We start from the raw sequence: 26,025 nt of genomic DNA, 5'->3' as shown, positions 1-26,025 counted from the left end.
TCGATGACCGGAGTCCACTGTACCTGGACCCACCCCCATCTGCCAAAACGGGCCACCGCCGCCGGATTCATCCGAATTCACAGTGAGCCAGGTCACTTCATTCCTACACTGTGGTAGCAATCGCACCGAGAAGGTGTTACGCACGGTGACAGTAACCTGGTTCACTCCTGGGCTATGACAACCTCGCTAGTCGCTCCACCAGTGTTGCTGGACCGGCGTTCGCGGCGATTCCTCGCACTCGCCGTGATCTGTCTGGCCGAACTGCTGGTCGTTCTCGACAACACCATCGTCAACGTCGCCCTCCCCTCCATCGGCGTGCAGCTCGCCACCGGCGTCTCCGGCCTGCAGTGGGTCGTCGACGCCTACACCCTCACCTTCGCCGGCCTACTGCTCGCCGCGGGCAACCTCGGCGACCGCTACGGCCGCAGGCGGATCATGATCATCGGCCTGGTCGGCATCGCCGTGACGTCGGTGGGCGGCGCGCTCGCCGAGTCGATGACGCAGGTCATCGCAGCTCGCGCGGCGATGGGCGTCTTCGCCGCCGCGGTCTTCCCCGCCACCCTCGCCCTGATCATCAACATCTTCACCGACCGGCGCGAACGCGCGCTCGCCATCGCCGCCTGGACCGCGATGGCCGGCTTCGCCATCGCCATCGGCCCGATCTCGGGCGGCTGGCTGCTCGAACACTTCAGCTGGCACTCGGTGTTCTGGATCAACGTGCCGGTAGCCCTTGCCGCGCTGATCGCGACACTGCTCTGGGTGCCGGAATCGCGCGCCGAGCAGGTCGGCGGGCTGGACCTGCCAGGCATCGCGCTCTCGATCGTCGGCATCACGCTGGTGGTGTGGGCGATCATCGAGGCGCCGCACAACGGCTGGCTCTCGCTCACCACCCTATGCACCGCCGCGCTGGGCGCGGTCCTGCTCGCCGCCTTCGTGATCTGGGAATTGCGCACTCCCGCACCGATTCTCGACATGCGCCTGTTCCGCAATCGGCGATTCTCGTTGCCCGCCTTGGCCATCGCCATCGGCTACTTCTCCATGTTCGGGTTCCTGTTCCTGATCACCCAGTACTTCCAGGGTGTCCGGGAATACACGCCGCTCGAATTCGGCATCGCCTCGCTGCCGTTCGCATTCTCGGTGGCCATCGGCGCGCCGGTCGCGACGCTGCTCGCACAGCGGGTCGGCACCACGGCCGTCCTGGTGATCGGTCTTTCGCTCACCGGGCTCGGGCTCTACCTGGGCGGGCAGGTCACCGTGGACAGCAGCTACCTGATCGGCGTGCTGCCCTCGATGGTGTTCATGGCGCTCGGCCTCGGCATCGTGCAGGGCCCTGCCACCGAATCGATCATGTCGGCTCTCCCGCTGGAAGAGGCGGGCGCCGGATCGGCGGTCAACGACACCACCCGCGAGATCGGCGGCACCCTCGGCGTCGCGGTCCTCGGCTCGATCGTCGCCTCGTACTACACCAGCCGGATCGGCGCGCGGATCGACGCCATTCCGGCGGGCATCATGAACGACAACGAGAAGAGCCTGGTCAAGGCCAGCCCACTCAGCGTGCTGGAACTGCGCAAACGCGAACTCGCCCCGTTCTTCGAGACCCAGCGCGAGAACCTCATCGTCGCCATGAAGACGGCGACGCTCCAGGGCGCGCACACCGCGTCGCTGGTCGCGACCGGCGCTGTCCTCGTCTGCGCGGTGATCGTGGCGATCTTCCTGCCGTGGAAACCACACGGCGGCGAGTCCGTGCTGCTCGCCTGGCGGGAGACCGACAAGAGCGCGGACTGACCTGACGCGCGCCGGGCGGCATCGCCCGGCGCCGTCTTCACTCCCCCGTTGTGTGCGCGACAAGCGCGGCCAGCACCTGGCGCGCGCCGCTGCGGAACTCCGGTGAGGCGACCAGTCCGTCGTCACCGACATCGGCGCCGAGCACCGGCAGCCGTTGACACGCCGATTCGACGATCTCGGCACCGACATAGCCGAGCACCGTCGCCAGGGTGGTCTCGGCGCCGCCGCCGCGGCCTGGCACCGCGACGGTCAGCCACGCGGTCGGCTTCTCGTACAGGTCGGCCGTGCCCACGGTCCAATCCAGCAGGTTCTTGATGCTGCCCGGCAGTGTGCCCGCGTATTCGGGGGTGCAGATCAGGACCGCGTCGGCGGCGGCGAGGTCGGCACGCAGGGCGGTCACCGCGGGGTAGCCGGCAGGATCGTCACCGGGGACGAAGGCGGGAAGCTCGCGCAGTCCTGCATAGAGGTCCGCGCGCACCGACGGCGGCGCAACGGCCGCGATCGTGCGCAGGGCGGCGGTATTGGTCGATCCGTCTCTGGTGCTACCGGAGATCAGCAGAATCCTGGTCACTCCCGTGCGCAACCGGGATCGCCGATCGAATAGTCCCCAGAAAACCGCGAGGGTGGGAACGCTGTGCGTTCCCACCCTCGTGGTCGATCAGGAGCTACCTGTCAGTGAAGCTCACGACTCCACCTCGCTGGCGCTCGGTTCCGTCGTGCGCTTCAGGCGCGCTGTGTCAATGGGTTCGCTCGCTGGCGCTCCCTCACGCATCCTCGTCGAGGAGGTTGCGGGTGCGGTTCGGGTCCACCGGGATGCCCGGGCCGGTGTTGGTCGAAACCGTGATCTTCTTGACGTAGCGACCCTTGGCGGTCGACGGCTTCACACGCAGGATCTCGTCCAGCGCGGCGCCGTAGTTCTCCACCAGCTTGGCGTCGTCGAACGAGGCCTTGCCGATGACGAAGTGCAGGTTGGCCTGCTTGTCGACGCGGAAGTTGATCTTGCCGCCCTTGATGTCCGCGACGGCCTTGGTCACGTCGTTGGTGACGGTGCCCGTCTTCGGGTTCGGCATCAGACCACGCGGGCCGAGGACACGCGCGATGCGGCCGACCTTGGCCATCTGATCCGGGGTGGCGATCGCGGCGTCGAAGTCGAGCCAGCCGCCCTGGATCCGCTCGATCAGGTCCTCGGCGCCCACGGCGTCGGCACCGGCGGCCTCGGCCTCGGCGGCCTTCTCGCCGGCGGCGAACACGATGACGCGGGCGGTCTTACCGGTGCCGTGCGGCAGGTTGACGGTGCCACGGACCATCTGGTCGGCCTTGCGGGGATCCACGCCGAGACGAACGGCGACCTCGACGGTCGCGTCGGTCTTGGTGGTGGCGGTCTCCTTCGCCAGGCGCGCGGCGGCCAGCGGGGAGTACAGCTTGTCGCGATCGACCTTCTCAGCAGCGGCGAGATACGCCTTGCTTCGCTTTGCCATGTTTGTCTGTCCTTAATCTGGTTCAGAAGTGGTTGTCGGGCCTGGCCGGCCCTCCCACTCGGGGGGGAAGCTGTCAGCCTTCGACGGTGATGCCCATCGAGCGCGCGGTACCGGCGATGATCTTCGCGGCCTGCTCGATGTCGTTGGCGTTCAGGTCTTCCTGCTTGGTCTTGGCGATCTCCCGGACCTGGTCCATGGTGACCTTGGCGACCTTGGTCTTGTGCGGCTCGGCCGAGCCCTTCTGCACACCGGCGGCCTTGAGCAGCAGCTTGGCGGCGGGCGGGGTCTTCAGCTTGAAGTCGAACGTCCGGTCCTCGTACACCGAGATCTCGACCGGGATGACGTTGCCACGCTGCGACTCGGTCGCGGCGTTGTACGCCTTGCAGAACTCCATGATGTTGACGCCGTGCTGACCGAGCGCGGGGCCGACCGGGGGGGCCGGGTTCGCGGCGCCGGCCTGGATCTGCAGCTTGATGATCCCGGCGAGCTTCTTCTTCTTGGGGGGCATCTTTCTTCCTTGGGTTTCGGTTCCTTACGGTTGCCGTAAGCCTGTTGCGGGATCGCTCCCACGCCGGGTCCAAGCCCGGCATTCGCGCACGACCGTCACCCCGGGCGGAAAACGCCTGGAGCGGGTCTACACACGAACTGTCACACTCTACCGAACCGCGTCGTGCGCACCGTCAGCGGGGCGGGTGTGACAACGGAAACGGCACCGCCGCAGCGGTGCCGTTTCCGAAGGTCGGGGTCGATCAGATCTTGGAGACCTGGGTGAAGTTCAGCTCCACCGGGGTCTCGCGACCGAAGATCGAGACGAGCACCTTGAGCTTCTGCTGCTCGGCGTTGACCTCGCTGATGCTGGCGGGCAGCGTGGCGAACGGGCCGTCCATCACGGTCACCGACTCGCCGACCTCGAAGTCGACCTCGATGATCGGCTTGGCCGACACCTCGCCGGTCGACTCGCCACCGGCGGGCGCCGCGGCGGCCGCGGCGGCCTTCTTCTGCTGCGCACCGGCCGGGACCAGGAACTTCACGACCTCGTTGATGGTCAGCGGGGTCGGCTTGGCGCCGGGGCCACCACCGGTCATGCCGACGAAGCCGGTGACACCGGGGGTGTTGCGCACCGCGCCCCACGACTCGTTGTTCAGCTCCATGCGGACCAGGATGTAGCCGGGTAGCACCTTGCGGTTGACGTGCTTGCGCTGGCCGTTCTTGATCTCGGTGACCTCTTCGGTCGGCACCTCGACCTGGAAGATGTAGTCCTCGAGGCCGAGGTTCTGCACGCGGGTCTCGAGATTGGTCTTGACCTTGTTCTCGTAGCCGGCGTAGGAGTGCACGACGTACCAGTCGCCCGGGACGCGGCGCAGCTTGGCCTTCATCGACTCGACCGGGTCGGCGTCGGGGTCTTCCTCGGTGGCGACGGCTTCGACAGCGGCCTCTTCGGCCACGTCGGCGTCAGCGAGCTCGGTGGTGGCCTCGACCTCGTCGGTGGCGGTCTCCGCCACGACAGTGTCGTCAACCGGGAACTCGGCGTTTGTTTCGTTCTCCGGGGTGCTCACTGAGGCACTCGCTTCCTGTGTCGTCACGTACATCTCTGGGCCCGGCCGGGGCGCGGAGCGCACTCCGCCATTCCGCCCGGGATCGGCTACCGGCGGCGATGCTCGGCGATCAGCCGAACAGCCAGTCGACACCCTTGACGAACGCTATGTCGATCCCGGCGATGAACGCGACCATGAAGACCACGAACACCAGAACGACGGCCGTATAGGTGACCATCTGCTTCCGGTTGGGCCAGATCACCTTACGCAGTTCCGCGATGACCTCTCGCAGGAACTTGAGCAGCCGCTTGAACGGGTTGCCCGTCTTGGCCTTACCGGCAGCCTTGTCCTTGCGCAAGGAGGGCCGGTCCAGCGTGGCCACCGAACCGGTGTCCGCCGGAGCATCCGACGTGCGCGCACGGCGAGCTGTCCGCTTGCCGCTCGGCCGAGTGGCAGCGGCGGTGTCGTCGCCGTCTTCGGCGCGAGTATCCCGCTCGTCGCTCACGTCGATCCTTCCTCGTCGCTGGCATTCAGGGCAGGGGCGACAGGACTTGAACCTGCAACCTGCGGTTTTGGAGACCGCTGCTCTGCCAATTGAGCTACGCCCCTTCGGTTGGACCAGCCTGAGCTGTTGACGCCCAACCACAGTGTCGATATTCGATTATCGAGCCCTGGTGTCACACAACATGCGCGCCGCTTCCATGGGAGATCTACTCCCGGGGAAGATCAGCGCGCAGCAGCCGGTGACCCCAGAGTCCCGAGTGTACGGCACCGCGTGCGGTATTCGCCAATCCGGTACAGGCGACCAGGTCAGGACAGCTGAACGGTTGCCGTGGCCCGCCCGAAGATCTTCTTGCCCGCCGACTTCGCCGTGATGGCGACGACCGCGGTTCTGGCCGCCGGATCGACCGACTTCACCTTCCCGGTGAACTCGACCTCGGCCGGCGCGTCGGAGCCCACGTAGACGGGACTGGTGAAGCGGACGTTGTACTCCTTCACCGCGGCCGGATCACCGAGCCAGGAGGTGACGAAACCGCCGCCGAGGCCCATCGTGAGCATCCCGTGGGCGACCACGTCGTCCAGGCCGACCAGCTTCACGATCTCGTCGCTCCAGTGGATCGGGTTGGCGTCGCCGGACACGCCCGCGTAGTTCACCAGATCGCCACGGGTGAGCCGGACGGTGCGCGGCGGCAGTTCATCCCCGGCCGAGACACTGTCGAAGGACAGCGCGGTGGTGCTGACGTAGGGCTCGGGCAGCTTGGTGACCGGATCGGGGGTGATCTCGGCGTGCGCGTCGAGCGGGGCGTGGTGGGCGGGCTCCTCGTCGCCGAGGCCGTGCATCAGGATGTTGCGCACCGCGTCCGACATCGTGGGATCGATGTCACCGCCGCTGCGGCCGATGAGCGTGGTGTAGGTGGTGAGCACCAGCTCGTCGTCCTGCGCGGTGACGATGTTCTTCGTCACGATGATGTCGCCGCCGAAGGCCTGCCGGAACGAGTGCAGGTACACGTCACAGGTCAGCTGGTCGCCCACGCGGATCGGGCGGTGGAATTCCAGGATCTGATCGGTCTGCATGATCTGGCTCAGGTCGTAGCCGGTGACGATCTCCTCGAACAGCTTGCGCTGGGCGAGGATGCCGACCAGGGAGATGAAGGTGAGCGGGGCGAGCAGACCCTCGTGACCGTTCGCGCGCGCGACCTCTTCGTCCCAGTGCACCGGGTGGTAGTCCTGGACGGCACGGGCGTATTCGCGCACCTTCTCGCGGCCGACCTCGTAGTAGTCGTCGACACGGTAGTGGTGGCCGACCATCGCCGCCGCGTGCGCGGCGGGATCGAACGGTTCGGCGGCTGCGGCGGTCACCGCTTCGTCGGTTCCGGTGTTCACTGTCACAACTCTGGACCTTACTCACACGTAGCCGGTCACGAGGTCGACCGGGGTGTGATCACCGCCGCGACGGGGTACCGTATCGACCCCGGAAAAGCACGAAGGCCGGACTCTCGTCCGGCCTTCGGCAGATGTTCTGGTGAATCAGCGCGACTCGCGGTGCGCCCGGTGGGTTCCGCAGTTCGGGCAGAACTTCTTCAGCTCGAGGCGGTCCGGGTCGTTGCGCCGGTTCTTCTTGGTGATGTAGTTGCGATGCTTGCACTCTTCGCAGGCCAAGGTGATCTTTGGCCGGACATCGGTGGACTTCGCGGCCACGATATGCCTTCTTTCCGGTCTGGGCTGAGTCGTTATTGGTAGCGATGGCCGGACTTGAACCGGCGACACAACGATTATGAGTCGTTTGCTCTACCGACTGAGCTACACCGCCACGGCGGACCTATTACGGTGGATGCCGGCGGGAAAGTCGGTCACCACACCGGCAATCCGGCGAGCCCCCTAACGGAATCGAACCGTTGACCTTTTCCTTACCATGGAAACGCTCTGCCGACTGAGCTAAGGGGGCATGACTACGTGGCACAAGGTCTTGATCGGCGGGCCGATCAGAGCGACCCCGTGCTCCGGCGTCCTGAAAGAGATTACACACCCTCCGACGAGAGCACCAAATCGCCTGTTCAGAGTGGGTTTTTGGGCGGTTTTCAGCGCCTTGTCCCGCACCAGCGGGCAGGCAGGTGCCCGGGAACCAAAGAACCCCGCCGATCGAATGATCGACGGGGTTCGATGTGGCAGATGTAGGATTCGAACCTACGTAGGCTCTCGCCGACAGATTTACAGTCTGCTCCCATTGGCCGCTCGGGCAATCTGCCTTGTGCGCCGTCTCCGGTGCGCTGAGAAGCTTACAACGAACCCACCCCGGCAATGCAAACTGCCTGCACAGCACCCCTGCGAGCAGTGGTGCTGCACCGGTGCGGGTACAACTGTCTCGGTGGCCGGTAGACCGCCGGCCCCGGAGTTTGCCGGACTTCATGGACAGGAGCGCAGTGTGGCTGATTCGTCATTCGACGTGGTGAGCAAGGTCGATCGGCAGGAGGTCGACAACGCGCTGCACCAGGCGGAGAAGGAGCTGAACTCCCGCTACGACTTCAAGGGCACCGACGCGGCCATCGCGTGGTCGGGCGAGGAAGCCATCGTGCTCACCGCCAACGCCGAGGAGCGGGTCAAGGCCGCGCTCGACGTGTTCAAGGAGAAGCTGATCCGCCGCGACATCTCGCTCAAGGCGTTCGACGCGGGCGAGCCGCAGGCCTCCGGCAAGGTGTTCAAGATCACCGGCACGCTGGTGCAGGGCATCGACGCCGAGAAGGCGAAGAAGATCTCCAAGAAGATCCGCGACGAGGGCCCCAAGGGCGTGAAGGCCCAGATCCAGGGCGAGGAGCTGCGGGTCAGCAGCAAGAAGCGCGACGACCTGCAGGCCGTGATCAGCCTGCTCAAGGGCGAGGACTTCGGCATCGCCCTGCAGTTCGTGAACTACAGGTAGGTCGGCTCGGCGGCGCTCAGTGCCGGTGGGTGCCGCCCGCCATCTCCTCCAGCCGCTTGATGCGCTCGTCCATCGGCGGGTGCGTGGAGTACCAGCGGGCGATGCGGTCGCCCGCGCGGAACGGGTTGGCGATCATCAGGTGCGATTCGCTGGTGAGCTTGGGATCCGGCGGCAGCGGCGCCACCTGCACCCCGCGCTCGATCTTGCGCAGCGCCGAGGCCAGGGCCAGCGGGTCGCCGGTGAGTTCGGCGCCGGACTGATCGGCCTGGTACTCCCGCGAACGCGAGACCGCCATCTTGATCAGGCCCGCCGCGATCGGCCCGAGCAGCGAGACGAGCAGCACCCCGATGACGTTCGGACCGTTGCCGTCCCTGCTGCCGAACGAGCTCGCGAAGAAGGCCATGTTGGCCAGGCCGGTGATGATCGAGGCCATCGCGCCCGCGACCGACGAGATCAGGATGTCACGGTTGTAGACGTGCGAGAGCTCGTGGCCCAGCACCGCGCGCAACTCCCGCTCGTCGAGCAACTGCAGGATGCCGCTGGTACAGCAGACGGCCGCGTGCCGGGGATTGCGGCCGGTCGCGAACGCGTTGGGAGCGTTGGTCGGGCTGATGTAGAGCCGCGGCATGGGCTGGCGGGCCGTGGTCGCCAGCTCCCGCACGATCCGGTAGATGACCGGCGCCTCGAGCTCGCTGACAGGTTGCGCGTGCATCGCCTTCAACGCCAGCTTGTCGCTGTTGAAGTAGGCGTACGCGTTCATCCCGACGGCCAGCACGATCGAGATGACGAGGATGGCCGGGCTGCGGAACATCGCCCCGATGGCGACGATCAACGCCGACAGCCCGACCATCAATCCGAAGGTCTTGATCCCATTGGGCATGTTGAGAAAACGTGCCTGACCCGGCAATAGTTCCTGGTCAGCCGACCCGTTCGATGGTGTATCTCACCAGCCGGGTGAGGGCGTCGTTGGCCGGGCCCGCGGGCAGGGCCGCCAGCTCGGCGTCGGCCAGGTCGGCGTACTCCTGCAGCTTCTCCTTGGCCTTGGCCATGCCGGGAGAACGGCGCAGCAGCTCCAGCGCCTCCGCCACCTCGGCGTCGGCCTCCAGCGGGTTCGCCAGCAGGGTGCGCAGGCGGTCGCCGTCGGCGCCCGACTCGCGCAGGGCGTAGAGGACCGGCAGGGTGTGCACGCCCTCGCGCAGGTCGGTGCCCGGGGTCTTGCCCGACTGTTCGGCCGAGGACGAGATGTCGATGATGTCGTCGGAGATCTGGAAGGCGGTGCCCACCGCGTCGCCGAGGCGCGCCAGCCGCTCGACGTGCTCGGGGCCCGCGCCGGAGAAGGTGCCGCCGAAGCGGCCCGCCGCCGCGATCAGCGAGCCCGTCTTCTCCCAGACGACGCGCAGGTAGTGCTCCACCGGGTCCTGGGACTGCTTGGCGCCCATGGTTTCCCGCATCTGCCCGGTGACCAGCTCGGCGAAGGTCTCGGCGATGATGCGGACCGCGTCGGGTCCGAGCGTCGAGGTGAGCCGGGAGGCGTGGGCGAACAGATAGTCGCCTGCCAGGATGGCGATGTTGTTGCCCCAGCGCGAGTTGACGCTCTCCGCGCCGCGGCGCTGGGTGGCCTCGTCCATGACGTCGTCGTGGTACAGGGTGGCCAGGTGCACCAGTTCCACCACGGTGCCCGCGGTGACCAGCGCGGGATCGGTGGGATTGGGGCCGAGCTGCCCGGTCAGCACGGTGAACAGCGGACGGAAACGCTTGCCGCCCGCGCGGGCCAGGTGCAGCGCCGCTTCCTGCAGGAATTCCTCGCCGTCGGAGAGTTCGTCGACGAGCAACTGCTCGACCGCGGCCAGGCCGTCGCGCACGGTGGCGGCGAGTTCGGGATCGACGAGGTCCACCCCGGCGACCACGGTGCTCTCGTCGCTCACAGCCGATGTGCTCATTATCTTCTCCCAGCGATGCGTCCGACCCCGACGGGTAGCAACCTAGCGTGTTCTGGCGCAAGGGCCGATGAACACGGTCACACAGTGACTATTCCCGGTGTACCCGACACTCTCGCACAGCGGCCGGGGGTGCCAGTATTGAGCCATGGGTTCACCGGATTCCGCCCCCGCAGAACAAGCCGTCCTGCCCAGCGCCGTCGAGGTGCTGGTCGTCGGGGCCGGGCCGGCCGGTTCGGCGTCGGCGGCCTGGGCCGCGCGCGCCGGACGCGATGTGCTGCTGCTCGATTCCGCCGTGTTCCCGCGGGACAAGACCTGTGGCGACGGGCTCACCCCGCGTGCCACCGCCGAACTGGAGAATCTCGGCCTCGGCGAATGGGTGCGGGCGCACACCGTGAACCACGGCCTGCGGATGGCCGGATTCGGGCGCGAGGCGCTGCTTCCCTGGCCGGGCGGGTCGTTCCCCACCTACGGAAGCGCCGTCCCCCGAACCGAACTCGACGACAAGCTGCGCGAGACCGCGGTGAAATCCGGGGCGCGGATGGTCGACGGCGCCAAGGTCACCGAGGTGCTGCGCGACGGTGAGCGGGTCACCGGCGTGTCGGTGCGCATCGGCGCGGATACGCACACGGTTCGCTGCCGGACGCTCGTGGTGGCCGACGGGGTGCGCTCCCCCGTCGGCAAGCAGCTCGGCCGCACCTGGCATCGCCGCTACGCCTACGGCACCGCCGCGCGCGCCTACATCAAGTCGGGGCGCAGCGACGACCAGTGGATCTCCTCGCACCTGGAGCTGCGCAACGCCGAGAACGCCCTGGTGCCCGGCTACGGCTGGATCTTCCCGCTCGGCAACGGAGAGGTGAACATCGGCGTCGGCTCACTGGCGACCGAGGCGCGGCCCTCCCATATCGCGCTCAAGCCACTGCTCGAGCACTACACCCACCTGCGCCGCGAGGAATGGCAGCTGGAGGGCGAACTGCGCGCGGTGGCCTCGGCGTTGCTGCCGATGGGCGGCGCGGTCTCCGGTGTGGCCGGGCCGAACTGGGTGCTGGTCGGCGACGCCGCGGGATGCGTGAACCCGCTCAACGGTGAGGGCATCGACTACGGGCTCGAGGGCGGGCACATGCTGTCCGGCCTGCTCGACGAACCGGATCTGAGCAGGGTGTGGCCGGAGCTGCTGCGCGCGCGGTACGGCCGCACGTTCTCGGTGGCCCGCCGCATCGCCGGACTGGCCACCCATCCGAAGATGGTTCCCCTGGGCGGGCCGCCGGTCATGCGGTCGAAGTACCTGCAGCGCACCGCGGTTCGGGTGATGGGCAACCTGGTGACCGACGAGGATCTCGACTTCACCGCGCGCGCCTGGCGAGCGGCGGGACGGGCCTCGCTGCGCGGCGACGAACGACCGCCGTTCAGCTGACGCGCATGCTCGCCGATCACGCGCTCGGAGCAACCGTACGAACGGGTGGACCGCTCGGCGCCGGGTCACGGCCGTGAGCGAGCCGCGGCGAGCCGGCCGGAGACACCGCGCCGCACCACCGGGCACGGCCGAGGTGCCGTCGTGAGCGGCCCGGCCCGCCGTCCGGTGCTGGCCTTGCTGCCGCATCTGCGCACGGCCCGCGATCTGATCGACCGCAAGTACGCCGAACCGCTCGATCTCGACGAATTGGCCGGTGCCGCAGGAGTTTCCAAGTACCACTTCCTGCGCGCCTTCGCCGCCGTCTACGGCCGCACCCCGGCGGTGTATCTGGCCGAACGCCGGATAGAACGGGCCCAGGACCTGCTACGGGCCACCAACCTCACGGTGACCGAGGTGTGCATGATGGTCGGCTATTCGAGTCTCGGCTCGTTCAGCGCCAAGTTCCGGCAGCTCGTCGGGGTCGCGCCGAGCGAATACCAGGCCAGATTCGCCGACGGGGCACCACACATTCCCGGCTGCTACGTCTTCATGCACGGGCTCTCGGACCGGGTGCGGCCCGACACCGCAATTTCGGAGAAGCCCGGCGAGGATCCGAGGTCATAGCCTCGGATCATGACAACGATCACGAACGTTTCCCTGGTCACCGTGTACGTCACCGATCAGGACGCCGCCAAGCAGTGGTACATCGACAAGCTCGGTTTCGTGGAGACCGCGGATGTGAGCATGGGCGACAACGGCTTCCGCTGGGTCACCGTCGCGCACCCCGATCATCGCGAACTCGAGGTCACCCTGATGGTGCCAGGACCGCCGCTGACCGACGACATGGCCGACGCCGTCCGCCGCTCCCTGGCCTCCGGTACCCACGGCGCCCTCGGCCTGCGGACCGCCGACTGCCAGAAGAGCTACGAGGAGCTCACCGCGAAGGGTGTCGAGTTCATCCAGCCGCCGTCCGAGCGCCCGTACGGCACCGAGGCCGTCATCCGCGACAACTCCGGCAACTGGCTGGTCCTGGTCGAGCCGCGCGAATGAGACGGTGCCGCCCGGACGCGGCGGCACCGTCGGCGCCTACAGCTTGGCGAACCAGCCTTCGATGAACTTGCGTTCGCTGTTGAGCACCCGCTGATGCAGCTGCTCGGCGAGCGGCTCGATCGCCCCGCCGACCAGCGGCACCTTCACGGTGACGGTGCCGACGACCTCGATCTCGCTGCCCTCGGCGGTCGGGCGCAGTTCATAGGTGCCCGACATCTCGGTGTTGATGCCGCCGGTGTGGCCGGTGAAGCTGCCCTTGGCGACCTCACCGGTCAGCGGCTGCCAGTTGTCGGTGCGCGAGAGCACCAGATCGCTCTTGAGCACTTTGCGCACCAGGCCGGGAACCTTGTCCTGGCCGGGCTTTTCAGTCATATGGAGGCGAATCGAACCCGGCCCGTCCGGATGGGAGAGTTCGAGGGTCGCGGTCTCGGCGCCGGCGAAGCGCTCCTGCCAGACCGCATCGTCGACGAGTGCCCGGTGAAGATCTTCGACCGGGACGGCGTAGGGCACGGTGAAGCTGAATTTTCGGGACATGCGCGCAACGGTACTGTGTGCCGGGTGTCGGAAGTGAGCCTGTCGGATCGGCGATCCAAGCGCCTGCGACGGGCGCGCACCTCGGTGCTGGGCATCGCCACCGTGATCAGCGTGCTGATGGTGTTGCTGGTGCTCGCGGCCTGGCGCAACGACTACGAGATCGAGCACCATCGCGGTGTCACCTCCGGCGAGGTGCTCTCCGCGGGACGGCTGCGTTCGGCCGTCATGTATGTGACGCCCGACGGCGTGACGCACAATCCGAAGGTCGGCATCCTGTACCCGACCAATCTGACCGCCGGTCAGCGGATCAACGTGGAATACAGCACCCGCGATCCCGATCTGGTCCGGGTCGCCGGGCGCGACGCGCAGGTGGCTGTCATCCCCGCCGCCTCGGTGATCGTGGTGACGTGGGCGCTGGCCCTGCCGGTGCTGTGGCTGATCCGGCGCAAGCAGCGCGAGGCGTAACTTCTCCTGCTGTTCGTCCCGGCTTCACGTCGGTGTGGGGGTGTCGCGCGGTGTGGCGGTCACCCTGGAATCGTGCGCGTAGCCATCGTGGCGGAGTCCTTTCTGCCGAACATGAACGGCGTCGTCAACTCCGTGCTGCGGGTGCTGGATCACCTGGATCAGCACGGGCACGACGCGATGATCGTGGCGCCCGACACCCTGCGCGGTGTGCCACCGGCTCCGCGTTTCCACGGCAGATTCCCGGTGCACCGGGTGCCCGCGATGATGGTGCCCAAGGTCAGTTCGCTGCCCGTCGGGCTGCCCCAGCCGGGCATCACCGCCGCGATCGCCGCCTTCGATCCTGATGTGGTGCATCTGGCCTCGCCGTTCCTGCTCGGCGCGGGCGGCCTGGCCGCGGCCACCCGGCTCGACCTGCCCTCGATCGCGGTCTATCAGACCGACGTGGCGGGATTCGCCAAGAGTTATGGGCTCGGGCTGGCCACGCGGGCGGCGTGGGCCTGGACCCGCCGCATCCACGAGGGCGCGACCCGCACCCTCGCGCCGTCCTCGGCGGCCGCGCAGGACCTGGCCGACCACGGCATTCCGCGCGTGCACCGCTGGGGCCGCGGCGTCGACATCGACCGGTTCAACCCCGGCGCCCGCAGCGACGAGTTGCGCGCGCGCTGGCTGGGTTCCGGCGACAAGCTCGTCGTCGGGTTCGTCGGCAGGCTCGCGCCGGAGAAGCACGTCGAGCGGCTGGCCGCGCTGGCCGGTGACCCGTCGATCCAGCTGGTCGTGGTGGGCGACGGTCCCGAACGGGCGCGGCTGAGCAGGCTGATGCCCGACGCGGTGTTCACCGGCGAGCTGGGTGGCGGCGAGCTGGCCACGCACTACGCGAGCCTGGACGTGATGGTGCATCCCGGCGAGCACGAGACCTTCTGCCAGGGCGTGCAGGAGGCGCTGTCCTCGGGCGTGCCCGTGATCGGACCGGACGCGGGCGGGCCGCGGGATCTGATCGCGCACTGCCGCAACGGCTATCTGCTCCCGGTCGACCGGTTCGCCGAGTTGCTGCCGAGCGCGGTGTCGGCGCTGCGGGACGCGGGCCAGCGGGCCCGGTTCGCGGCGGCGGCCCGCAAGTCGGTGCTGCACCGCACCTGGCCCGCGATCTGCACCGAGTTGATGACGCACTACGGCGACGTCACCGGCATGCGCGAGCAGTTGCGGCGCTCAGCCTAGAGGGCCGCGCCCACCGACGGATAAGCTCGATTCGTGGCGACAACAGAGCAGCGTGAACCGATTCGGGCTTCGCTGGACAAGCAACCCCACGAGGTCGCGTCGATGTTCGACGGTGTGGCGAAGCGCTACGACCTCACCAACACGGTCATCTCCGGTGGCCAGGATCGGTACTGGCGGTGGGCGACGCGGCGCGCGCTCGCCCTGCGCCCCGGCGAACGGGTCCTCGACCTGGCCGCGGGTACCGGGGTCTCGACCGTCGAACTCGGCAAGTCGGGCGCCTGGTGCGTAGCCGCCGATTTCTCTCAGGGCATGCTCTCGGCAGGCCGGTTCCGGCAGGTGCCGATGGTGGCCGGCGATGCCATGGCCCTGCCCTTCGCCGACAACTCCTTCGACGCGGTGACCATCTCCTTCGGGCTGCGCAATGTCGCCGACATCGATGTGGCCCTGCGCGAGATGCTGCGGGTCACCAAGCCGGGTGGCCGCGTGGTGGTCTGCGAGTTCTCCACGCCCGTGTTCGGCCCCTTCCGCACCGTCTACATGGAGTACCTCATGAAGGCGCTGCCGAAGGTGGCGCGAGCGGTGAGCTCGAACCCCGACGCCTACGTGTACCTGGCGGAATCGATCCGCGCGTGGCCGAACCAGCGCAGGCTGGCCCGGCGGATCGCCGACGCCGGGTGGGACTCGGTGCAGTGGCGCGACCTCACCGGTGGCGTGGTGGCCCTGCACCGCGGCTACAAACTGGGCTGACCCCGCCTCGGGGAGCGGGGTGAGAACGGTCACCCCGCCTGCGGCGCGCGCCGGTTCTCCGGCGCGGAATGCGCCCTGATCAGGGCAGATATTCTGCGCCTCACCTCACCGCGGAAATTCTGACAGGTGAGGTCGATTGTCACCTGGACATAACGTTCGGTAAATCGAGCGCAACGCCGGGTGCGGATGATCGGTGGCATGACAGCTGACTTCCGCGACTCAGGCACTGTGCGCACGCAGTGCTCGTATTGCGGCGTCGGTTGCGGCATCAACGTCCAGACCAAGACTGATCAGTCGGATGCCCGGGTGATCGCCAAGGTCAGCGGGGACAAGCTGCATCCGGCGAACGCGGGCAGACTGTGCACCAAGGGCGCCACCCACGCGGAGATGATGGCCGCCCCCGGCCGGATGGACACCGCCTACCACCGGCCCGAACGCGGGCAGGTGCCCGTGCCGCTGCCCGTCGACGAGGCCGTGCACGAGACCGCCGCGCGGTTGCGCGCGATCCTCGACGAGCACGGCCCCGACGCGATCGCCCTCTATGTCTCCGGGCAGATGTCGCTCGAGGCCCAGTACCTGGCCACCAAGCTGGCCAAGGGCTACCTGCGGACCAAGCACATCGAGGCCAACTCGCGGCTGTGCATGGCCAGCGCGGGCACCGGCTACAAGCAGTCGCTCGGCGCCGACGGCCCGCCCGGCTCCTACGACGACTTCGAGCACGCCGACCTGTTCTTCGTCTCCGGCGCGAACATGGCCGACTGCCATCCGATCCTGCACCTGCGGATGGCCGAGCGCCTCAAGGCCGGCGCCAAGCTCATCGTGGTCGACCCGCGGCGCACCGAGACCGCGGCCCGCGCCGACCTGTTCCTGCAGATCGCGCCCGGCACCGACCTGGCGCTGCTCAACGGCCTGCTGCACCTGCTCGTCGCCGAGGACGCGATCGACCCCGCCTTCATCGCCGAACACACCGAGGGCTGGGACGCCATGCCCGCGTTCCTCGCCGACTATCCGCCCGACCGGGTCGCCCAGATCACCGGGCTGGCCGAGGCGGACATCCGCACCGCGGCGCGCATGATCGCCGAGGCGGGCGAATGGATGTCGCTGTGGACGATGGGGCTCAACCAGTCCACGCACGGCACCTGGAACACCAACGCGCTGATCAACCTGCACCTGGCGACGGGCGCGATCTGCCGCCCCGGCAGCGGCCCGTTCTCACTGACCGGCCAGCCCAACGCCATGGGCGGGCGCGAGATGGGCTACATGGGCCCCGGCCTGCCCGGCCAGCGCAGCCTCCTCTCCCCCGCCGACCGCTCCTTCGTCGAAACCGCGTGGGGCCTGCCCGAGGGCACCCTGCGCACCGAGGCCGGACCGGGCACCATCGAGATGTTCCGCGGTCTCGCCGACGGCGCGATCAAGGCCGCGTGGATCATCTGCACCAATCCCGTTGCCACCGTGGCCAATCGCAAGACGGTGATCGCGGGGCTGGAGGCCGCCGAACTGGTGGTCGTTCAGGACGCCTACGGCGAGACCGCCACCAACACCTACGCCGATCTGCTGCTGCCCGCCACGCTCTGGGCCGAGGCCGACGCGGTGATGGTGAACTCGGAGCGCAACGTCACGCTGCTGCGGCAGTCGGTCGATCCGGTCGGCGACGCGCGCCCGGACTGGCTGCTGATCGCCCAGGTCGCCACGGCCATGGGCTTCCCCGGCTTCGACTTCGCCTCCAGCGCCGAGGTTTTCGCCGAGATCACCCGGTTCACCAATCCCGCGACCGGCTACGACCTCAGCGGCATGACCTACGACCGGCTGCGCGAAGGCCCGATGCAGTGGCCCTGCCGCGACGGCGCCACACCGCGCAACCCGATCCGCTACCTCAACGACGGCGTCCACCAGCCGCTGCACGTCGACGCCGACGGCAGCACGCCGCGGCTGGCGTTCGCCACCCCCAGCAGGCGCGCGGTGTTCTTCGCCCGCCCGCACCTGCCCGCCGCCGAACTCCCCGACGACGACTATCCGTTCCTGCTCAATACCGGCCGCCTGCAACATCAGTGGCACACCATGACCAAGACCGGCAAGGTCGCCAAGCTGACCAAGCTGAACGGCGCGCCGTTCGTCGAGGTGCACCCCGAGGACGCGCGACGTCTGGAACTGCGCCAGGGCGATCAACTCGAGATCGCCTCGCGCCGTGGCCGAGCCGTGCTGCCGGTCCAGATCAGCGACCGGGTGCGACCCGGCGATTGCTTCGCTCCTTTCCACTGGAACGACGAACAGGGTGAGTATCTGACCATCAACGCCGTGACCAACGACGCCGTCGACCCGCACTCGCTGCAACCGGAGTTCAAGGCCTGCGCTGTGGCGCTGCGCCGGGTCGGGCCCGCGCCCACCCCCGAACAGGCACCGGCGCACCCCGTCGCGGTGGGCGCGCACCCGCTGGCCGGGATCCTCGGCCTGGACGCGGCCGCCTCCCCGACGCTCGCCGAATCCGAACGCATCTACCTGGGCGGCTATCTCGCCGCGCTCCAGTCGCTGCCCGTGACCGGGCAGCCGGTGCTGCCCGCCACCGCACCACTGTCCACCCAGGCCCGCCTGTGGGTCGACGGGCTGCTGGCCGGAATGTATTCGCGTGCCACCGGATTCGTCGCCGAGCCCGCCGCCGCGGACACGCCGCCCGCGCCGCCGGTGACGGTGCTGTGGGCCTCCCAGACCGGCAATGCCGAGGAACTCGCGGCCACCGTCGCGGCCCGGCTGGCCGAGGCCGGCTTCCTCCCTTCCCTGCTGGACATGGACTCCTGCGACCTGTCCGCCCTCGCCGGCGACGTCCTCCTCGTCACCAGCACCTTCGGCGACGGCGGGCCGCCCGACAACGGCGCCGACTTCGCCACCCGCCTGGCCGACAGCGCCGCCCGGTTCCCCACCGTCCGCTACGCGGTGTTCGCGCTCGGCGACTCCTCCTACGACGACTTCTGCGGCCACGGCCGCACCCTCGACCGCTTGTTCGCCGAGCACGGCGCGCACCGCCTGCTCCCCCGCGTCGACTGCGAACCCGACTTCGCCGACGCCGCCGACCAGTGGCTCGACGACGTACTCACCGTGCTGAGCGAGCAGGAGCCGAGCAGCCAGGCCACGCCGGGCCCCGGCGCCCCGGCGCAGACCGGTTCGGCACCGAAGGACGGTCTTCCACAGCCATCGACGAACGCACCGGCCGACGGAGCATGGACCCCGCCGTCCCACCCGGCCTCGTCCCAGCTGCCGACAGGTCCTGGGCCCATCGGGGCGACCGACCCAGGCAGGCCACACACCACGCCGCCGGCCGGCACACCCTGGCCGAGTGGCGCCCCGGACTCGGCGGCAGTACGGGGTGGCGCCACCACCCCGGCCGCACGGTGGGCGGGCGGCTCCCCGGGCCCGGCGGCAGCGCGAGGAGGCGCGACCACTCTGCAGCGCGTGCCCACCGCCTCTCCCGGCCGCGTACAGCGTGGCGCCCCGCAGCCGTTCACCCGGCAGGCCCCGGTCCGGGCGACGCTCGTGCGCAACGATGTCCTGAGCGCACCGGGTTCGCCGAAAGAGGTGCGCCGCTTCGGGTTCGATCTGCGCGAACTCGAAGCGAGCTACGAGGTGGGTGACTCGCTCGGCATCCTGCCCGAGAACTGCCCCGACCTGGTCGAGGAGTGGCTCGCCGCGACCGGCTTGGAGGGACGCCGCGTGGTCGAACTCGACGACCGCGACCTGCCCCTGGCCGAGGCGCTGCGCACGCACTACGACATCACCAAGGTCAGCCAGGATCTGCTCGGCTTCATCGCCGAGCGCAATCCCCATCCGCAGCTGGCCAAGCTGCTGCGCCGCGACAACCGCAACGAGCTCGCCGGCTATCTCTGGGATCGCCAGGTCGTCGACGTGCTGCGCGACTTCCCGGTGCGCACCGATCTGGTCGATTGGCTCGGCATCCTGAAAAAGCTGCAGCCGCGCCAGTATTCGATCTCCTCCAGCCCGCTGACCGACCCGGACGAGGTGCAGCTGACCGTCGGCGTGGTCCGCTACGGCGAACCGACCGGCGACACCGCCCGCCGCGGCGGCGTGTGCTCGACCTTCCTGGCCGACCGGGCGGGCACCGAAGTGCCGATCTTCTTGCAGCGGGCACCGCATTTCCGACCACCGCTCGACCCGAACACGCCGATGATCATGGTCGGTCCCGGTACCGGTATCGCTCCCTTCCGTGGGTTCCTGCACGAACGCCGGGCTGTCGGCGCGACCGGACGCAATTGGCTGTTCTTCGGCGACCAGCACGCCACCCAGAACTTCTACTACCGCACCGAGCTCGAGGACATGTTCCGCTCGGGCTTCCTCACCCGCCTCGACCTCGCCTTCTCCCGTGACCAGCGTGAGCGGATCTACGTGCAGCACCGGATGATCGAGCACGGCGCCGAGCTGTGGGCGTGGCTGCGCGACGGCGCCCACTTCTACGTCTGCGGCGACGCGGCACGAATGGCGAAGGACGTCGACGACACCCTGCTCCGGATCGCCCAGATCCACGGGAAGCTGGACGAGGCCGGGGCTCTGGCCTTCAAGAAGCAGCTCGTCGCCGACAAACGGTACGTGCGCGACGTGTACTGATTCAGGCGGCCTGAATCGCGGGCGGATTCAGCCGGGTGAAGTCGGGCAGGCGGTGGTACGGGTAGTACGGGTACGGCGGGGTCGTCGCACTGGCCGCGTCGAGGGCGGCGCGATGCTCCGGCTCGAGCTGCCAGCCGACGGCTCCGAGGTTCTGCCGCAACTGCTCCTCGTTGCGGGCACCGATCAGCACGGACGCGACCGTGGGCCTGGTGAGCAGCCAGTTGAGGGCGATCTGCGGGACACTGCGCCCGGTCTCCGCGGCGATCCGGTCGAGCACGTCGACGATGTCGTAGAGGCGTTCGTCGTCGACTGGCGGACCGGCCTGCGCGGTCTCGTGCAGCCTGCTGCCCACCGGAAGGGGCTGCCCGCGACGGACTTTGCCGGTGAGCCTGCCCCAGCCGAGCGGGCTCCAGACCACGGCGCCCACGCCCTGATCCGTGCCGAGCGGCATCAACTCCCACTCGTAGTCGCGCCCGACGAGCGAGTAGTAGACCTGGTGGGCGACCGGCCTTTCCAGTCCCAGTTCCTCGGCCGTGGCCAGCGTCTTCATCAATTCCCACCCGGCGAAGTTGGAGACCCCGAGGTAGCGGATCTTGCCCGCGCGCACGAGATCGTCCAGCGCCGTGAGGGTTTCGGCCAGCGGGGTGCCCGCGTCGAACGCGTGTAACTGGAACAGATCGAGATAGTCGGTGCCCAGCCGCCGCAACGACGCGTCGACCGCGCGGATCAGGCGGGCGCGACTGGCACCGGCCTCGTGCGGGCCGGGTCCGGTGGGCAGTGCGGACTTGGTCGACAGCAGCACCTGGTCGCGCCTGCCCTTGATCGCCGCGCCGAGCACCTCTTCCGAGGCGCCGTCGGAATACACATCCGCGGTGTCGAACAGGGTGACCCCCGCTTCCAGGCTGATGTCGACCAGGCGCCTGGCCTGTGCCGCATCGGTATCGCCCCAGGCGCTGAAGAGGGCGCCGCGCCCGCCGAAGGTACCCGCGCCGAAACCGAGTGCGGGAACGTGCAGACCCGATGCGCCGAGCCGCCGGTACTCCATGAGAACTCCTAAAGGGTCTATAGTTCCGTTAACGCCAGCGACAGTACACCCGATGCGCGCTAAATGAAACAGGAGTTCCGTTATGGATCACGACATCGCCTGGCCGGGCTCTGTTCGCCCAGGTGGGCGCACCGCCCGCGTTCGCGAGTCGGTATTGCAGGTGGCGGGCGATCTGCTCGCCGAACACGGTTTCGCGCAGCTAGATCTGGCCGCGGTGGCCGCCGCCGCCGGCGTCGGCAAGACCACGGTCTATCGCCGGTGGCGGAATCCGGCGGGCCTGGTCGCCGATCTCCTCGTCGACATGGCCGAACAGTCGCTGCCCCGGGTCGAGACCGGCACCCTGCTCGACGACCTCACCGCCAACGCGCGCCTGGTGGCGAAGACTCTGGCCGATCCCAGGCAGGGCAGGCTCTTCCGGGCCGTGATCGCGGCGGCGACCACCGACGAGGTCACCGCGACGGCACTGCACCGCTTCTACGACACCCGCCTCACAGAATGGGCGCCCTGCGTGGAGGACGCCGTCGCGCGCGGCGAAGCGCCGCCGGGGACCGAGCCGCGCGCGGTGCTGTCCGCGGTCTCCGCGCCGCTGTACTACCGATTACTCGCCTCCGGCGACCCCATCGACGAGGCCGCGGCCGACCAGTCGGCCCGGGCCGCCACCCTGGCGGCCCTCGGCGGCGCCTTCGTCCGCTGATCCGGCGGGCCCGGAATCAAGACGCCGAGAAACCGGCGTGTCAGGCTCATCCGCGCCGGTCGGCGCCGATCGCGGGCCGCCAGCCCGGGTCGCGGCCGGTGCGGCCGAGGAGCTGGTCGAATTCGGGGGCGTCGGACGGGACGGGCACCACCGGCCCGAACAGACCGGGCGTGCCCTCGGGGTCGGTCTCGCGCAGGAATTCGCGCAGGATCGGCAGGTAGCGGGGGTCGACGGCGACGTCCTGCCCGGTGGCGACCGCGAGATCCCAGGCGTGAATGGTGACCTCGTCCAGCGCGACGACCGCCATCACGGCGGCGGGCATCTCGACGCCGCCGGCCTCGGTGTCACCGTCCCATGCGGCGGGAGCGCGCCAGGCCGCCGCCAGCGCGTCGAGCTGTCGCGGGATCAGTGCCCGCCAGTCGGGGTCGAGGGGGTCGTCGAGTGCGGGCTGTGCGGAGCGGCCGACCGACTCCTTGGTCGCGGCCTGCCGGAACGCCTCGGTGAGCCCGACGACGTGCGCGAGCAGACCGCCCACGGTCGTGTCGCCGCACGGCGTCGGCCCGGCGAGCTGGTCATCGGCGATGCCGTCGAGCACCCCGGTCAGGGTGCGGGCGGCGGGGGCGAAGTCGAACTGCGGTTCCATGGACGCTCCTCAGCGAGATCGGGCTGCCGTACTCGTACAGACGACGCGCCCGCGCCGAACTCACCGGTTGCCGAGCAGCCGGGTTCGGCGCAATCTGGAAGGCGTAACGATCAGTGACCACGCGAGGCGACGACCGAGGAGCACCGATGATCGACTACGAGTCCGCCCGACCGCTGGACGAGGTCCCCGAGGCCGATCGGATCGAGCAGGAGCAGTCGGCCTTCCTTGCCGACGATCCCGACGACCCGGCCTTCTCCGATGCCGCCGACTACCTGACCTCCGACCGTGAAGCCGACCCCGCCGACGTGCTCGAGCAGGCCATCCCGGTCCCGCTCGACGACGAGTTCGTCGAAACGGAGGAGGAGTAGGGCCTACCCCGCGATCTTGGCCCGCACCGTCGCGTGCAGCTCACGCAGGCTGGACCGCTCGGTGGCGACCTCGAGTACCCGCAGGCCGTGCGCGTCGGCGGCGAGCTCGAAGGCCAGCTCGCCCGGGTCGACCTGCTGGTGCGGGATGCGGTAGGCCGCGCACAGGGCGGCCAGGTCCATGCCGTGCGGAGTGCCGAAGACGCGCTCGAAGACGCCCGCGTACTGCGGATCGCCCTGTTCGAGCAGCTCGAAGATGCCGCCGCCGTCGTCGTTCGCGACGACGATCGTGAGGTTGTCGGGGCGCGGTTCGCCGCGGCCGATCAGCAGGCCGGACGCGTCGTGCAGGAAGGTGAGGTCGCCCATCAGCGCGATGGTGCGGCCGGGGTGGGCCAGCGCGGCGCCGACCGCGCCGGAGACGGTGCCGTCGATGCCGGCGACGCCGCGATTGGAGAGCACCCGCACGCCGGGTCGCGGATGCGAGACCAGCGCGGCGTCGCGCACCGGATTCGAGGCGCCGAGCAGCAGCTGATCGCCCTCCCGCAGCGCGTCCATCACCACGGCGGCCACGTGCAGACCGGTCGCCTTCGGGTGCGCCGCGAGTTCGGCGCGCACCACCGAGCCTGCCTGCCGATTCAGCTCGGCGCAGCGGGCGAGCCAGGCCGGGTCGGGCGCGCCGGTGGTCACCGCGCGCGTGCCGGTACCGACGACATTGCCGGACACGTCGGGCCAGCGCGGACCGGTGGTGAGCGCGAACACGGTGACCTCGGGATCGGCGAGCACCCGGGAGACCTGCCGGTGCAGCGTGGGGCGCCCGGTGATGATCGCCTGCTTCGGCTTCAGCAGCGACAGCGCGAGCGGATGCAGCGCGGGGCCGTGCATCGGCGCGGTCGGTTCCGCGACGGTAGGCAGCGCGGCCAGCTCGGGCAGCAGCCTCGCCCCGTGCCCGGAGATCACCACGGTGTCGGGCGTCAGGTCGATGTCGAGCGGCACGTCGAGGGTGGCGTACTGGGTGGCCGTCCAGGGCTGGTCACCGGCCCGGCCCGCGGGCAGCGGATCGTCCGACAGCTCCGGCACCAGCGGTTCGCGCAGCGGGATGTCGAACTGCACCGGGCCGGCGTTGCCGGAGCGGGTTCCGCGCGCGGCGGCGAGCACCCGGCACACCGACGAGCGCCAGACGCTGTTCTGCCGCGGATACGCCGACTCCCCCGCCTCGGCCTCCGCGAGTCCGAGGCTGATGGTGGCGCGCACCTGGCTACCGAACAGGCCGAGCTGCTCCACGGTCTGGTTGGCGCCGGTGCCCAGCATCTCGTAGGGCCGGTTCGCGCTGACGACGATCAGCGGAACGCGCGCGTAGTTGGCTTCCAGCACGGCGGGCCCGAGGTTGGCCACGGCGGTCCCCGAGGTCATCACGACCGGCACCGGCCGCCCGGACGACACCGCGAGCCCGACGGCGAGGAAGCCCGCGGTGCGCTCGTCGATGCGCATGTGCAGCCGCAGTCGCCCGGCCGCGTCCGCCGCCTGCAGCGCGAAGGCCAGTGGGGCGTTGCGCGATCCGGGACACAGCACCACTTCGCTGACCCCGCCGCGCACGAGCTCGTCGACGACCACTCGTGCCTGCGCAGTTGACGGATTCACAATCCCAGACTGTCAGACCGGCGCATCCTCGTCTGCCCCCGGCCCGGGTTGTCTCCGTCACCGTCGCGGGCGGCGCCGGGACACCGCGCGGACGCGAACAGCGCGAAACAGATTTCCGGCGGGTAGCTGGAAATCACTTCGACGTTATTCATGGGAATGCAAAAGAAATTCAAGAGAACAGAAATCCGGCGGCGGAAACGAGTCCACCGCCGGATTCCGAAGCCGGCCCCGAAGGGGGCAGGTCAGCAGCTCATTCGGCGGGCGCGGTGAGCCCCTGGATGCCGGTGACCGACTCGATGATGTTGAGCACGGCGGAGGTGGCGCTGTCGACGGCGGAGCTGCCCGACTCCAGCACGCTCGAACCGGCGGACGAACCGCTCAGCACGTCGGCCGAGCCGCTCGACAGTTCGGCGAGCTCAGCGGAGCCGCTGGCAGAGCCCTCGGCGTTGGCGACGGCGGCCGGGCCGAAGAAGAGCGCGGCGGCGGCCGCGGTGGCACCGGCGGTGGCGATGGTCTTGCGAGAGATCATGAGAAACCCTGACTTCCTTTTCGACCTGCGCAATGCGGTCATGTGCATCCGTACCGAGCGGAATCCGCAATTCGCAACAATAGAATTGCAATTCCCGAATCCGCCCGAGGGCAACGTAACCGATCGGGTATGGCGGTAGCCAATCGTTCGCGAGATCGCAAAGGACAGGGGGAATGGGTGGCAACCCGCGCTTTTCCTGTTGTTCACGAAGGGGGTGCCGTGCCTCACATCCGCGCCGCCGGAATTTACCGCCGACCGGGAAAGAGTGTGTCCTCGCCCGCCCGGCGAGCGGGGACGTGAGTGTGGTCACTCCGGACACGCGAGAGGCCGGTGCGGAACTCGCACCGGCCTCTCGGACGATCGCGGCGGGGGCCACCCCGCCATGGGCTCAGCCCGCGTGCTTCTGCACCAGGTCGGCCACCCGCGGCAGGGCCTCGACGACATGCTTCTTGGCCGAGCCACGCATGGACGAGTACACCTTCTGCAGGGCCGGACGGCTCGACGACTCGGCACGGGCGTCGGTGACGGCCAGCAGCGACTCGGCGACCTCGTCGGACTTGGCGGTCAGCAGGTCGGCGAAGGTGCCCGCGCCGGACGTGGTGAACTCGGCCCAGTACGGCTGGAGCTGATCGAGCAGCTTCGGGGCCAGCGAGGCGAGGGCGTCGGGCACGATGGTCGGGCTGATCTTCTTGACCGCCGCGTAGCCACCCTTCACGGCCAGGCCGGACGCACCACCTTTGTCCGAGACCTCGGCGTCGAGAACCTCGACGGCGTCAGCAAGGAAAGCCGGACGCTTGGTGTCGTCGAGCAGGGATTCAGACAGTGCTGCAACCACTTTCAGGTTCCTCCGGATCGGTTCGTTGAACGAGCACGCGCAACTATACGCACCGGGTCTTGCAAATACTCGGCGACCGCTCGACCTGCGGGGTCACGACCTCGTACCGGA

Annotated in this window: 26 protein-coding genes and 4 tRNA genes; 11 read left to right on the top strand and 19 right to left on the bottom strand. The window is 69.0% G+C overall.

The annotated features are described in order from the left end of the window. Nucleotides 1–174: 174 nt before the first annotated feature. Nucleotides 175–1,785 (top strand): MFS transporter, encoded by a 1,611-nt coding sequence (locus AB0H56_RS01915; protein ID WP_357156151.1) that lies wholly within the window; start codon nucleotides 175–177, stop codon nucleotides 1,783–1,785. Nucleotides 1,786–1,822: 37 nt separating this feature from the next. Here the strand turns inward: AB0H56_RS01915 and AB0H56_RS01910 are convergent, their stop codons facing one another. The 11 genes from AB0H56_RS01910 to AB0H56_RS01860 all read right to left on the bottom strand — a co-directional run bounded on the left by AB0H56_RS01910 (nucleotide 1,823) and on the right by AB0H56_RS01860 (nucleotide 7,545). Then, entirely contained in the window at nucleotides 1,823–2,356 is a 534-nt protein-coding gene (locus AB0H56_RS01910) for an NADPH-dependent FMN reductase (RefSeq protein WP_357156150.1), read from the bottom strand. A 193-nt stretch (nucleotides 2,357–2,549) separates the two neighbouring features. After that, nucleotides 2,550–3,263 carry a 50S ribosomal protein L1 gene (gene rplA / locus AB0H56_RS01905; protein ID WP_110039242.1) on the bottom strand — a complete coding sequence of 238 codons (714 nt, stop codon included), beginning with the start codon at nucleotides 3,261–3,263 and terminating at the stop codon, nucleotides 2,550–2,552. A 73-nt stretch (nucleotides 3,264–3,336) separates the two neighbouring features. Then, nucleotides 3,337–3,771, bottom strand: a complete 435-nt coding sequence (gene rplK / locus AB0H56_RS01900; protein WP_110039241.1) for a 50S ribosomal protein L11 — start codon at nucleotides 3,769–3,771, stop codon at nucleotides 3,337–3,339. A gap of 241 nt (nucleotides 3,772–4,012) precedes the next feature. Continuing rightward, nucleotides 4,013–4,819 carry a transcription termination/antitermination protein NusG gene (gene nusG, locus AB0H56_RS01895; RefSeq protein ID WP_280221299.1) on the bottom strand — a complete coding sequence of 269 codons (807 nt, stop codon included), beginning with the start codon at nucleotides 4,817–4,819 and terminating at the stop codon, nucleotides 4,013–4,015. A 109-nt stretch (nucleotides 4,820–4,928) separates the two neighbouring features. Next, nucleotides 4,929–5,303: a preprotein translocase subunit SecE gene (gene secE / locus AB0H56_RS01890; protein WP_233000907.1), complete on the bottom strand. Its 375-nt coding sequence runs from the start codon at nucleotides 5,301–5,303 to the stop codon at nucleotides 4,929–4,931. Nucleotides 5,304–5,334: 31 nt separating this feature from the next. Beyond that, nucleotides 5,335–5,407: transfer RNA gene (locus AB0H56_RS01885), tRNA-Trp, on the bottom strand. A 201-nt stretch (nucleotides 5,408–5,608) separates the two neighbouring features. Further along, entirely contained in the window at nucleotides 5,609–6,682 is a 1,074-nt protein-coding gene (locus AB0H56_RS01880; RefSeq protein ID WP_357156148.1) for a fused (3R)-hydroxyacyl-ACP dehydratase subunits HadA/HadB, read from the bottom strand. A gap of 144 nt (nucleotides 6,683–6,826) precedes the next feature. Beyond that, nucleotides 6,827–6,997: a 50S ribosomal protein L33 gene (gene rpmG, locus AB0H56_RS01875; RefSeq protein WP_019049401.1), complete on the bottom strand. Its 171-nt coding sequence runs from the start codon at nucleotides 6,995–6,997 to the stop codon at nucleotides 6,827–6,829. Between the two features lie 36 nt (nucleotides 6,998–7,033). Beyond that, nucleotides 7,034–7,109: transfer RNA gene (locus tag AB0H56_RS01870), tRNA-Met, on the bottom strand. Between the two features lie 62 nt (nucleotides 7,110–7,171). Next, nucleotides 7,172–7,244: transfer RNA gene (locus tag AB0H56_RS01865), tRNA-Thr, on the bottom strand. 218 nt (nucleotides 7,245–7,462) lie between these two features. Next, nucleotides 7,463–7,545: transfer RNA gene (locus tag AB0H56_RS01860), tRNA-Tyr, on the bottom strand. A 176-nt stretch (nucleotides 7,546–7,721) separates the two neighbouring features. Here AB0H56_RS01860 and AB0H56_RS01855 point away from each other — a divergent pair. Beyond that, complete coding sequence (locus AB0H56_RS01855) at nucleotides 7,722–8,213, top strand: YajQ family cyclic di-GMP-binding protein (RefSeq protein WP_110039237.1); 492 nt, start codon at nucleotides 7,722–7,724, stop codon at nucleotides 8,211–8,213. Between the two features lie 16 nt (nucleotides 8,214–8,229). Here AB0H56_RS01855 and htpX read toward each other — a convergent pair whose 3' ends face one another. Next, nucleotides 8,230–9,093, bottom strand: coding sequence for a zinc metalloprotease HtpX (gene htpX / locus AB0H56_RS01850; RefSeq protein ID WP_357156147.1), 864 nt, complete (start codon nucleotides 9,091–9,093; stop codon nucleotides 8,230–8,232). 37 nt (nucleotides 9,094–9,130) lie between these two features. Beyond that, nucleotides 9,131–10,153, bottom strand: a complete 1,023-nt coding sequence (locus tag AB0H56_RS01845) for a polyprenyl synthetase family protein (protein WP_357156145.1) — start codon at nucleotides 10,151–10,153, stop codon at nucleotides 9,131–9,133. Nucleotides 10,154–10,298: 145 nt separating this feature from the next. Between AB0H56_RS01845 and AB0H56_RS01840 the strand changes: the two genes are divergently transcribed. The 3 genes from AB0H56_RS01840 to AB0H56_RS01830 all read left to right on the top strand — a co-directional run bounded on the left by AB0H56_RS01840 (nucleotide 10,299) and on the right by AB0H56_RS01830 (nucleotide 12,593). Continuing rightward, nucleotides 10,299–11,564 carry a geranylgeranyl reductase family protein gene (locus AB0H56_RS01840; protein WP_357156144.1) on the top strand — a complete coding sequence of 422 codons (1,266 nt, stop codon included), beginning with the start codon at nucleotides 10,299–10,301 and terminating at the stop codon, nucleotides 11,562–11,564. Nucleotides 11,565–11,705: 141 nt separating this feature from the next. After that, the gene (locus tag AB0H56_RS01835) at nucleotides 11,706–12,167 is read left to right on the top strand and encodes an AraC family transcriptional regulator (RefSeq protein WP_357156142.1); all 462 of its coding nucleotides are present in this window, start codon (nucleotides 11,706–11,708) and stop codon (nucleotides 12,165–12,167) included. Between the two features lie 9 nt (nucleotides 12,168–12,176). Beyond that, nucleotides 12,177–12,593 carry a VOC family protein gene (locus tag AB0H56_RS01830; protein ID WP_357156141.1) on the top strand — a complete coding sequence of 139 codons (417 nt, stop codon included), beginning with the start codon at nucleotides 12,177–12,179 and terminating at the stop codon, nucleotides 12,591–12,593. Between the two features lie 36 nt (nucleotides 12,594–12,629). On the opposite strand, the gene AB0H56_RS01825 is transcribed toward AB0H56_RS01830, so the two are convergent. Then, on the bottom strand, nucleotides 12,630–13,127 hold the full coding sequence (locus AB0H56_RS01825) for a DUF2505 domain-containing protein (RefSeq protein WP_110039234.1): 498 nt from the start codon (nucleotides 13,125–13,127) through the stop codon (nucleotides 12,630–12,632). 63 nt (nucleotides 13,128–13,190) lie between these two features. Between AB0H56_RS01825 and AB0H56_RS01820 the strand changes: the two genes are divergently transcribed. The 4 genes from AB0H56_RS01820 to AB0H56_RS01805 all read left to right on the top strand — a co-directional run bounded on the left by AB0H56_RS01820 (nucleotide 13,191) and on the right by AB0H56_RS01805 (nucleotide 20,165). Further along, complete coding sequence (locus AB0H56_RS01820; protein WP_357157805.1) at nucleotides 13,191–13,592, top strand: DUF3592 domain-containing protein; 402 nt, start codon at nucleotides 13,191–13,193, stop codon at nucleotides 13,590–13,592. 72 nt (nucleotides 13,593–13,664) lie between these two features. Next, complete coding sequence (locus AB0H56_RS01815) at nucleotides 13,665–14,807, top strand: glycosyltransferase family 1 protein (RefSeq protein WP_357156139.1); 1,143 nt, start codon at nucleotides 13,665–13,667, stop codon at nucleotides 14,805–14,807. A 33-nt stretch (nucleotides 14,808–14,840) separates the two neighbouring features. Then, nucleotides 14,841–15,554, top strand: a complete 714-nt coding sequence (locus AB0H56_RS01810; protein WP_280216902.1) for a demethylmenaquinone methyltransferase — start codon at nucleotides 14,841–14,843, stop codon at nucleotides 15,552–15,554. Between the two features lie 186 nt (nucleotides 15,555–15,740). Next, nucleotides 15,741–20,165: a molybdopterin-dependent oxidoreductase gene (locus AB0H56_RS01805; RefSeq protein WP_357156137.1), complete on the top strand. Its 4,425-nt coding sequence runs from the start codon at nucleotides 15,741–15,743 to the stop codon at nucleotides 20,163–20,165. A gap of 1 nt (nucleotide 20,166) precedes the next feature. Here AB0H56_RS01805 and AB0H56_RS01800 read toward each other — a convergent pair whose 3' ends face one another. Then, nucleotides 20,167–21,210: an aldo/keto reductase gene (locus AB0H56_RS01800; protein ID WP_357156136.1), complete on the bottom strand. Its 1,044-nt coding sequence runs from the start codon at nucleotides 21,208–21,210 to the stop codon at nucleotides 20,167–20,169. Between the two features lie 82 nt (nucleotides 21,211–21,292). Between AB0H56_RS01800 and AB0H56_RS01795 the strand changes: the two genes are divergently transcribed. Further along, nucleotides 21,293–21,904, top strand: coding sequence for a TetR-like C-terminal domain-containing protein (locus tag AB0H56_RS01795; protein ID WP_357156134.1), 612 nt, complete (start codon nucleotides 21,293–21,295; stop codon nucleotides 21,902–21,904). A gap of 46 nt (nucleotides 21,905–21,950) precedes the next feature. Here AB0H56_RS01795 and AB0H56_RS01790 read toward each other — a convergent pair whose 3' ends face one another. Beyond that, the gene (locus tag AB0H56_RS01790) at nucleotides 21,951–22,547 is read right to left on the bottom strand and encodes a TIGR03086 family metal-binding protein (RefSeq protein WP_357156133.1); all 597 of its coding nucleotides are present in this window, start codon (nucleotides 22,545–22,547) and stop codon (nucleotides 21,951–21,953) included. Between the two features lie 146 nt (nucleotides 22,548–22,693). Here AB0H56_RS01790 and AB0H56_RS01785 point away from each other — a divergent pair, with 146 nt between their 5' ends. Then, a complete protein-coding gene (locus AB0H56_RS01785; RefSeq protein ID WP_357156131.1) occupies nucleotides 22,694–22,915 on the top strand; it encodes a hypothetical protein in 222 nt (73 codons plus the stop codon). Nucleotides 22,916–22,918: 3 nt separating this feature from the next. On the opposite strand, the gene menD is transcribed toward AB0H56_RS01785, so the two are convergent. The 3 genes from menD to AB0H56_RS01770 form a co-directional block, all read right to left on the bottom strand. Next, the gene (menD, locus tag AB0H56_RS01780) at nucleotides 22,919–24,550 is read right to left on the bottom strand and encodes a 2-succinyl-5-enolpyruvyl-6-hydroxy-3-cyclohexene-1-carboxylic-acid synthase (protein WP_357156130.1); all 1,632 of its coding nucleotides are present in this window, start codon (nucleotides 24,548–24,550) and stop codon (nucleotides 22,919–22,921) included. Nucleotides 24,551–24,800: 250 nt separating this feature from the next. Then, entirely contained in the window at nucleotides 24,801–25,079 is a 279-nt protein-coding gene (locus AB0H56_RS01775; RefSeq protein WP_357156129.1) for a hypothetical protein, read from the bottom strand. 388 nt (nucleotides 25,080–25,467) lie between these two features. Further along, nucleotides 25,468–25,914 carry a hypothetical protein gene (locus tag AB0H56_RS01770; protein ID WP_357156127.1) on the bottom strand — a complete coding sequence of 149 codons (447 nt, stop codon included), beginning with the start codon at nucleotides 25,912–25,914 and terminating at the stop codon, nucleotides 25,468–25,470. Nucleotides 25,915–26,025 lie beyond the last annotated feature (111 nt).

Origin of the sequence: Nocardia sp. NPDC050717, assembly GCF_040654275.1 — a bacterium.
Taxonomy (GTDB): domain Bacteria; phylum Actinomycetota; class Actinomycetes; order Mycobacteriales; family Mycobacteriaceae; genus Nocardia.
This window is presented reverse-complemented; position numbering and strand designations above follow the sequence as displayed.

Coding starts and splice junctions, on each gene's coding strand:
- AB0H56_RS01915 (WP_357156151.1), top strand. CDS start 175: ATGACAACCTCGCTAGTCGCTCCACCAGTGTTGCTGGACCGGCGTTCG.
- rplA (WP_110039242.1), bottom strand. CDS start 3,263: ATGGCAAAGCGAAGCAAGGCGTATCTCGCCGCTGCTGAGAAGGTCGAT.
- rplK (WP_110039241.1), bottom strand. CDS start 3,771: ATGCCCCCCAAGAAGAAGAAGCTCGCCGGGATCATCAAGCTGCAGATC.
- htpX (WP_357156147.1), bottom strand. CDS start 9,093: ATGCCCAATGGGATCAAGACCTTCGGATTGATGGTCGGGCTGTCGGCG.
- AB0H56_RS01845 (WP_357156145.1), bottom strand. CDS start 10,153: ATGAGCACATCGGCTGTGAGCGACGAGAGCACCGTGGTCGCCGGGGTG.
- AB0H56_RS01840 (WP_357156144.1), top strand. CDS start 10,299: ATGGGTTCACCGGATTCCGCCCCCGCAGAACAAGCCGTCCTGCCCAGC.
- AB0H56_RS01830 (WP_357156141.1), top strand. CDS start 12,177: ATGACAACGATCACGAACGTTTCCCTGGTCACCGTGTACGTCACCGAT.
- AB0H56_RS01825 (WP_110039234.1), bottom strand. CDS start 13,127: ATGTCCCGAAAATTCAGCTTCACCGTGCCCTACGCCGTCCCGGTCGAA.
- AB0H56_RS01805 (WP_357156137.1), top strand. CDS start 15,741: ATGATCGGTGGCATGACAGCTGACTTCCGCGACTCAGGCACTGTGCGC.
- AB0H56_RS01800 (WP_357156136.1), bottom strand. CDS start 21,210: ATGGAGTACCGGCGGCTCGGCGCATCGGGTCTGCACGTTCCCGCACTC.
- AB0H56_RS01795 (WP_357156134.1), top strand. CDS start 21,293: ATGGATCACGACATCGCCTGGCCGGGCTCTGTTCGCCCAGGTGGGCGC.
- AB0H56_RS01790 (WP_357156133.1), bottom strand. CDS start 22,547: ATGGAACCGCAGTTCGACTTCGCCCCCGCCGCCCGCACCCTGACCGGG.
- AB0H56_RS01785 (WP_357156131.1), top strand. CDS start 22,694: ATGATCGACTACGAGTCCGCCCGACCGCTGGACGAGGTCCCCGAGGCC.
- AB0H56_RS01775 (WP_357156129.1), bottom strand. CDS start 25,079: ATGATCTCTCGCAAGACCATCGCCACCGCCGGTGCCACCGCGGCCGCC.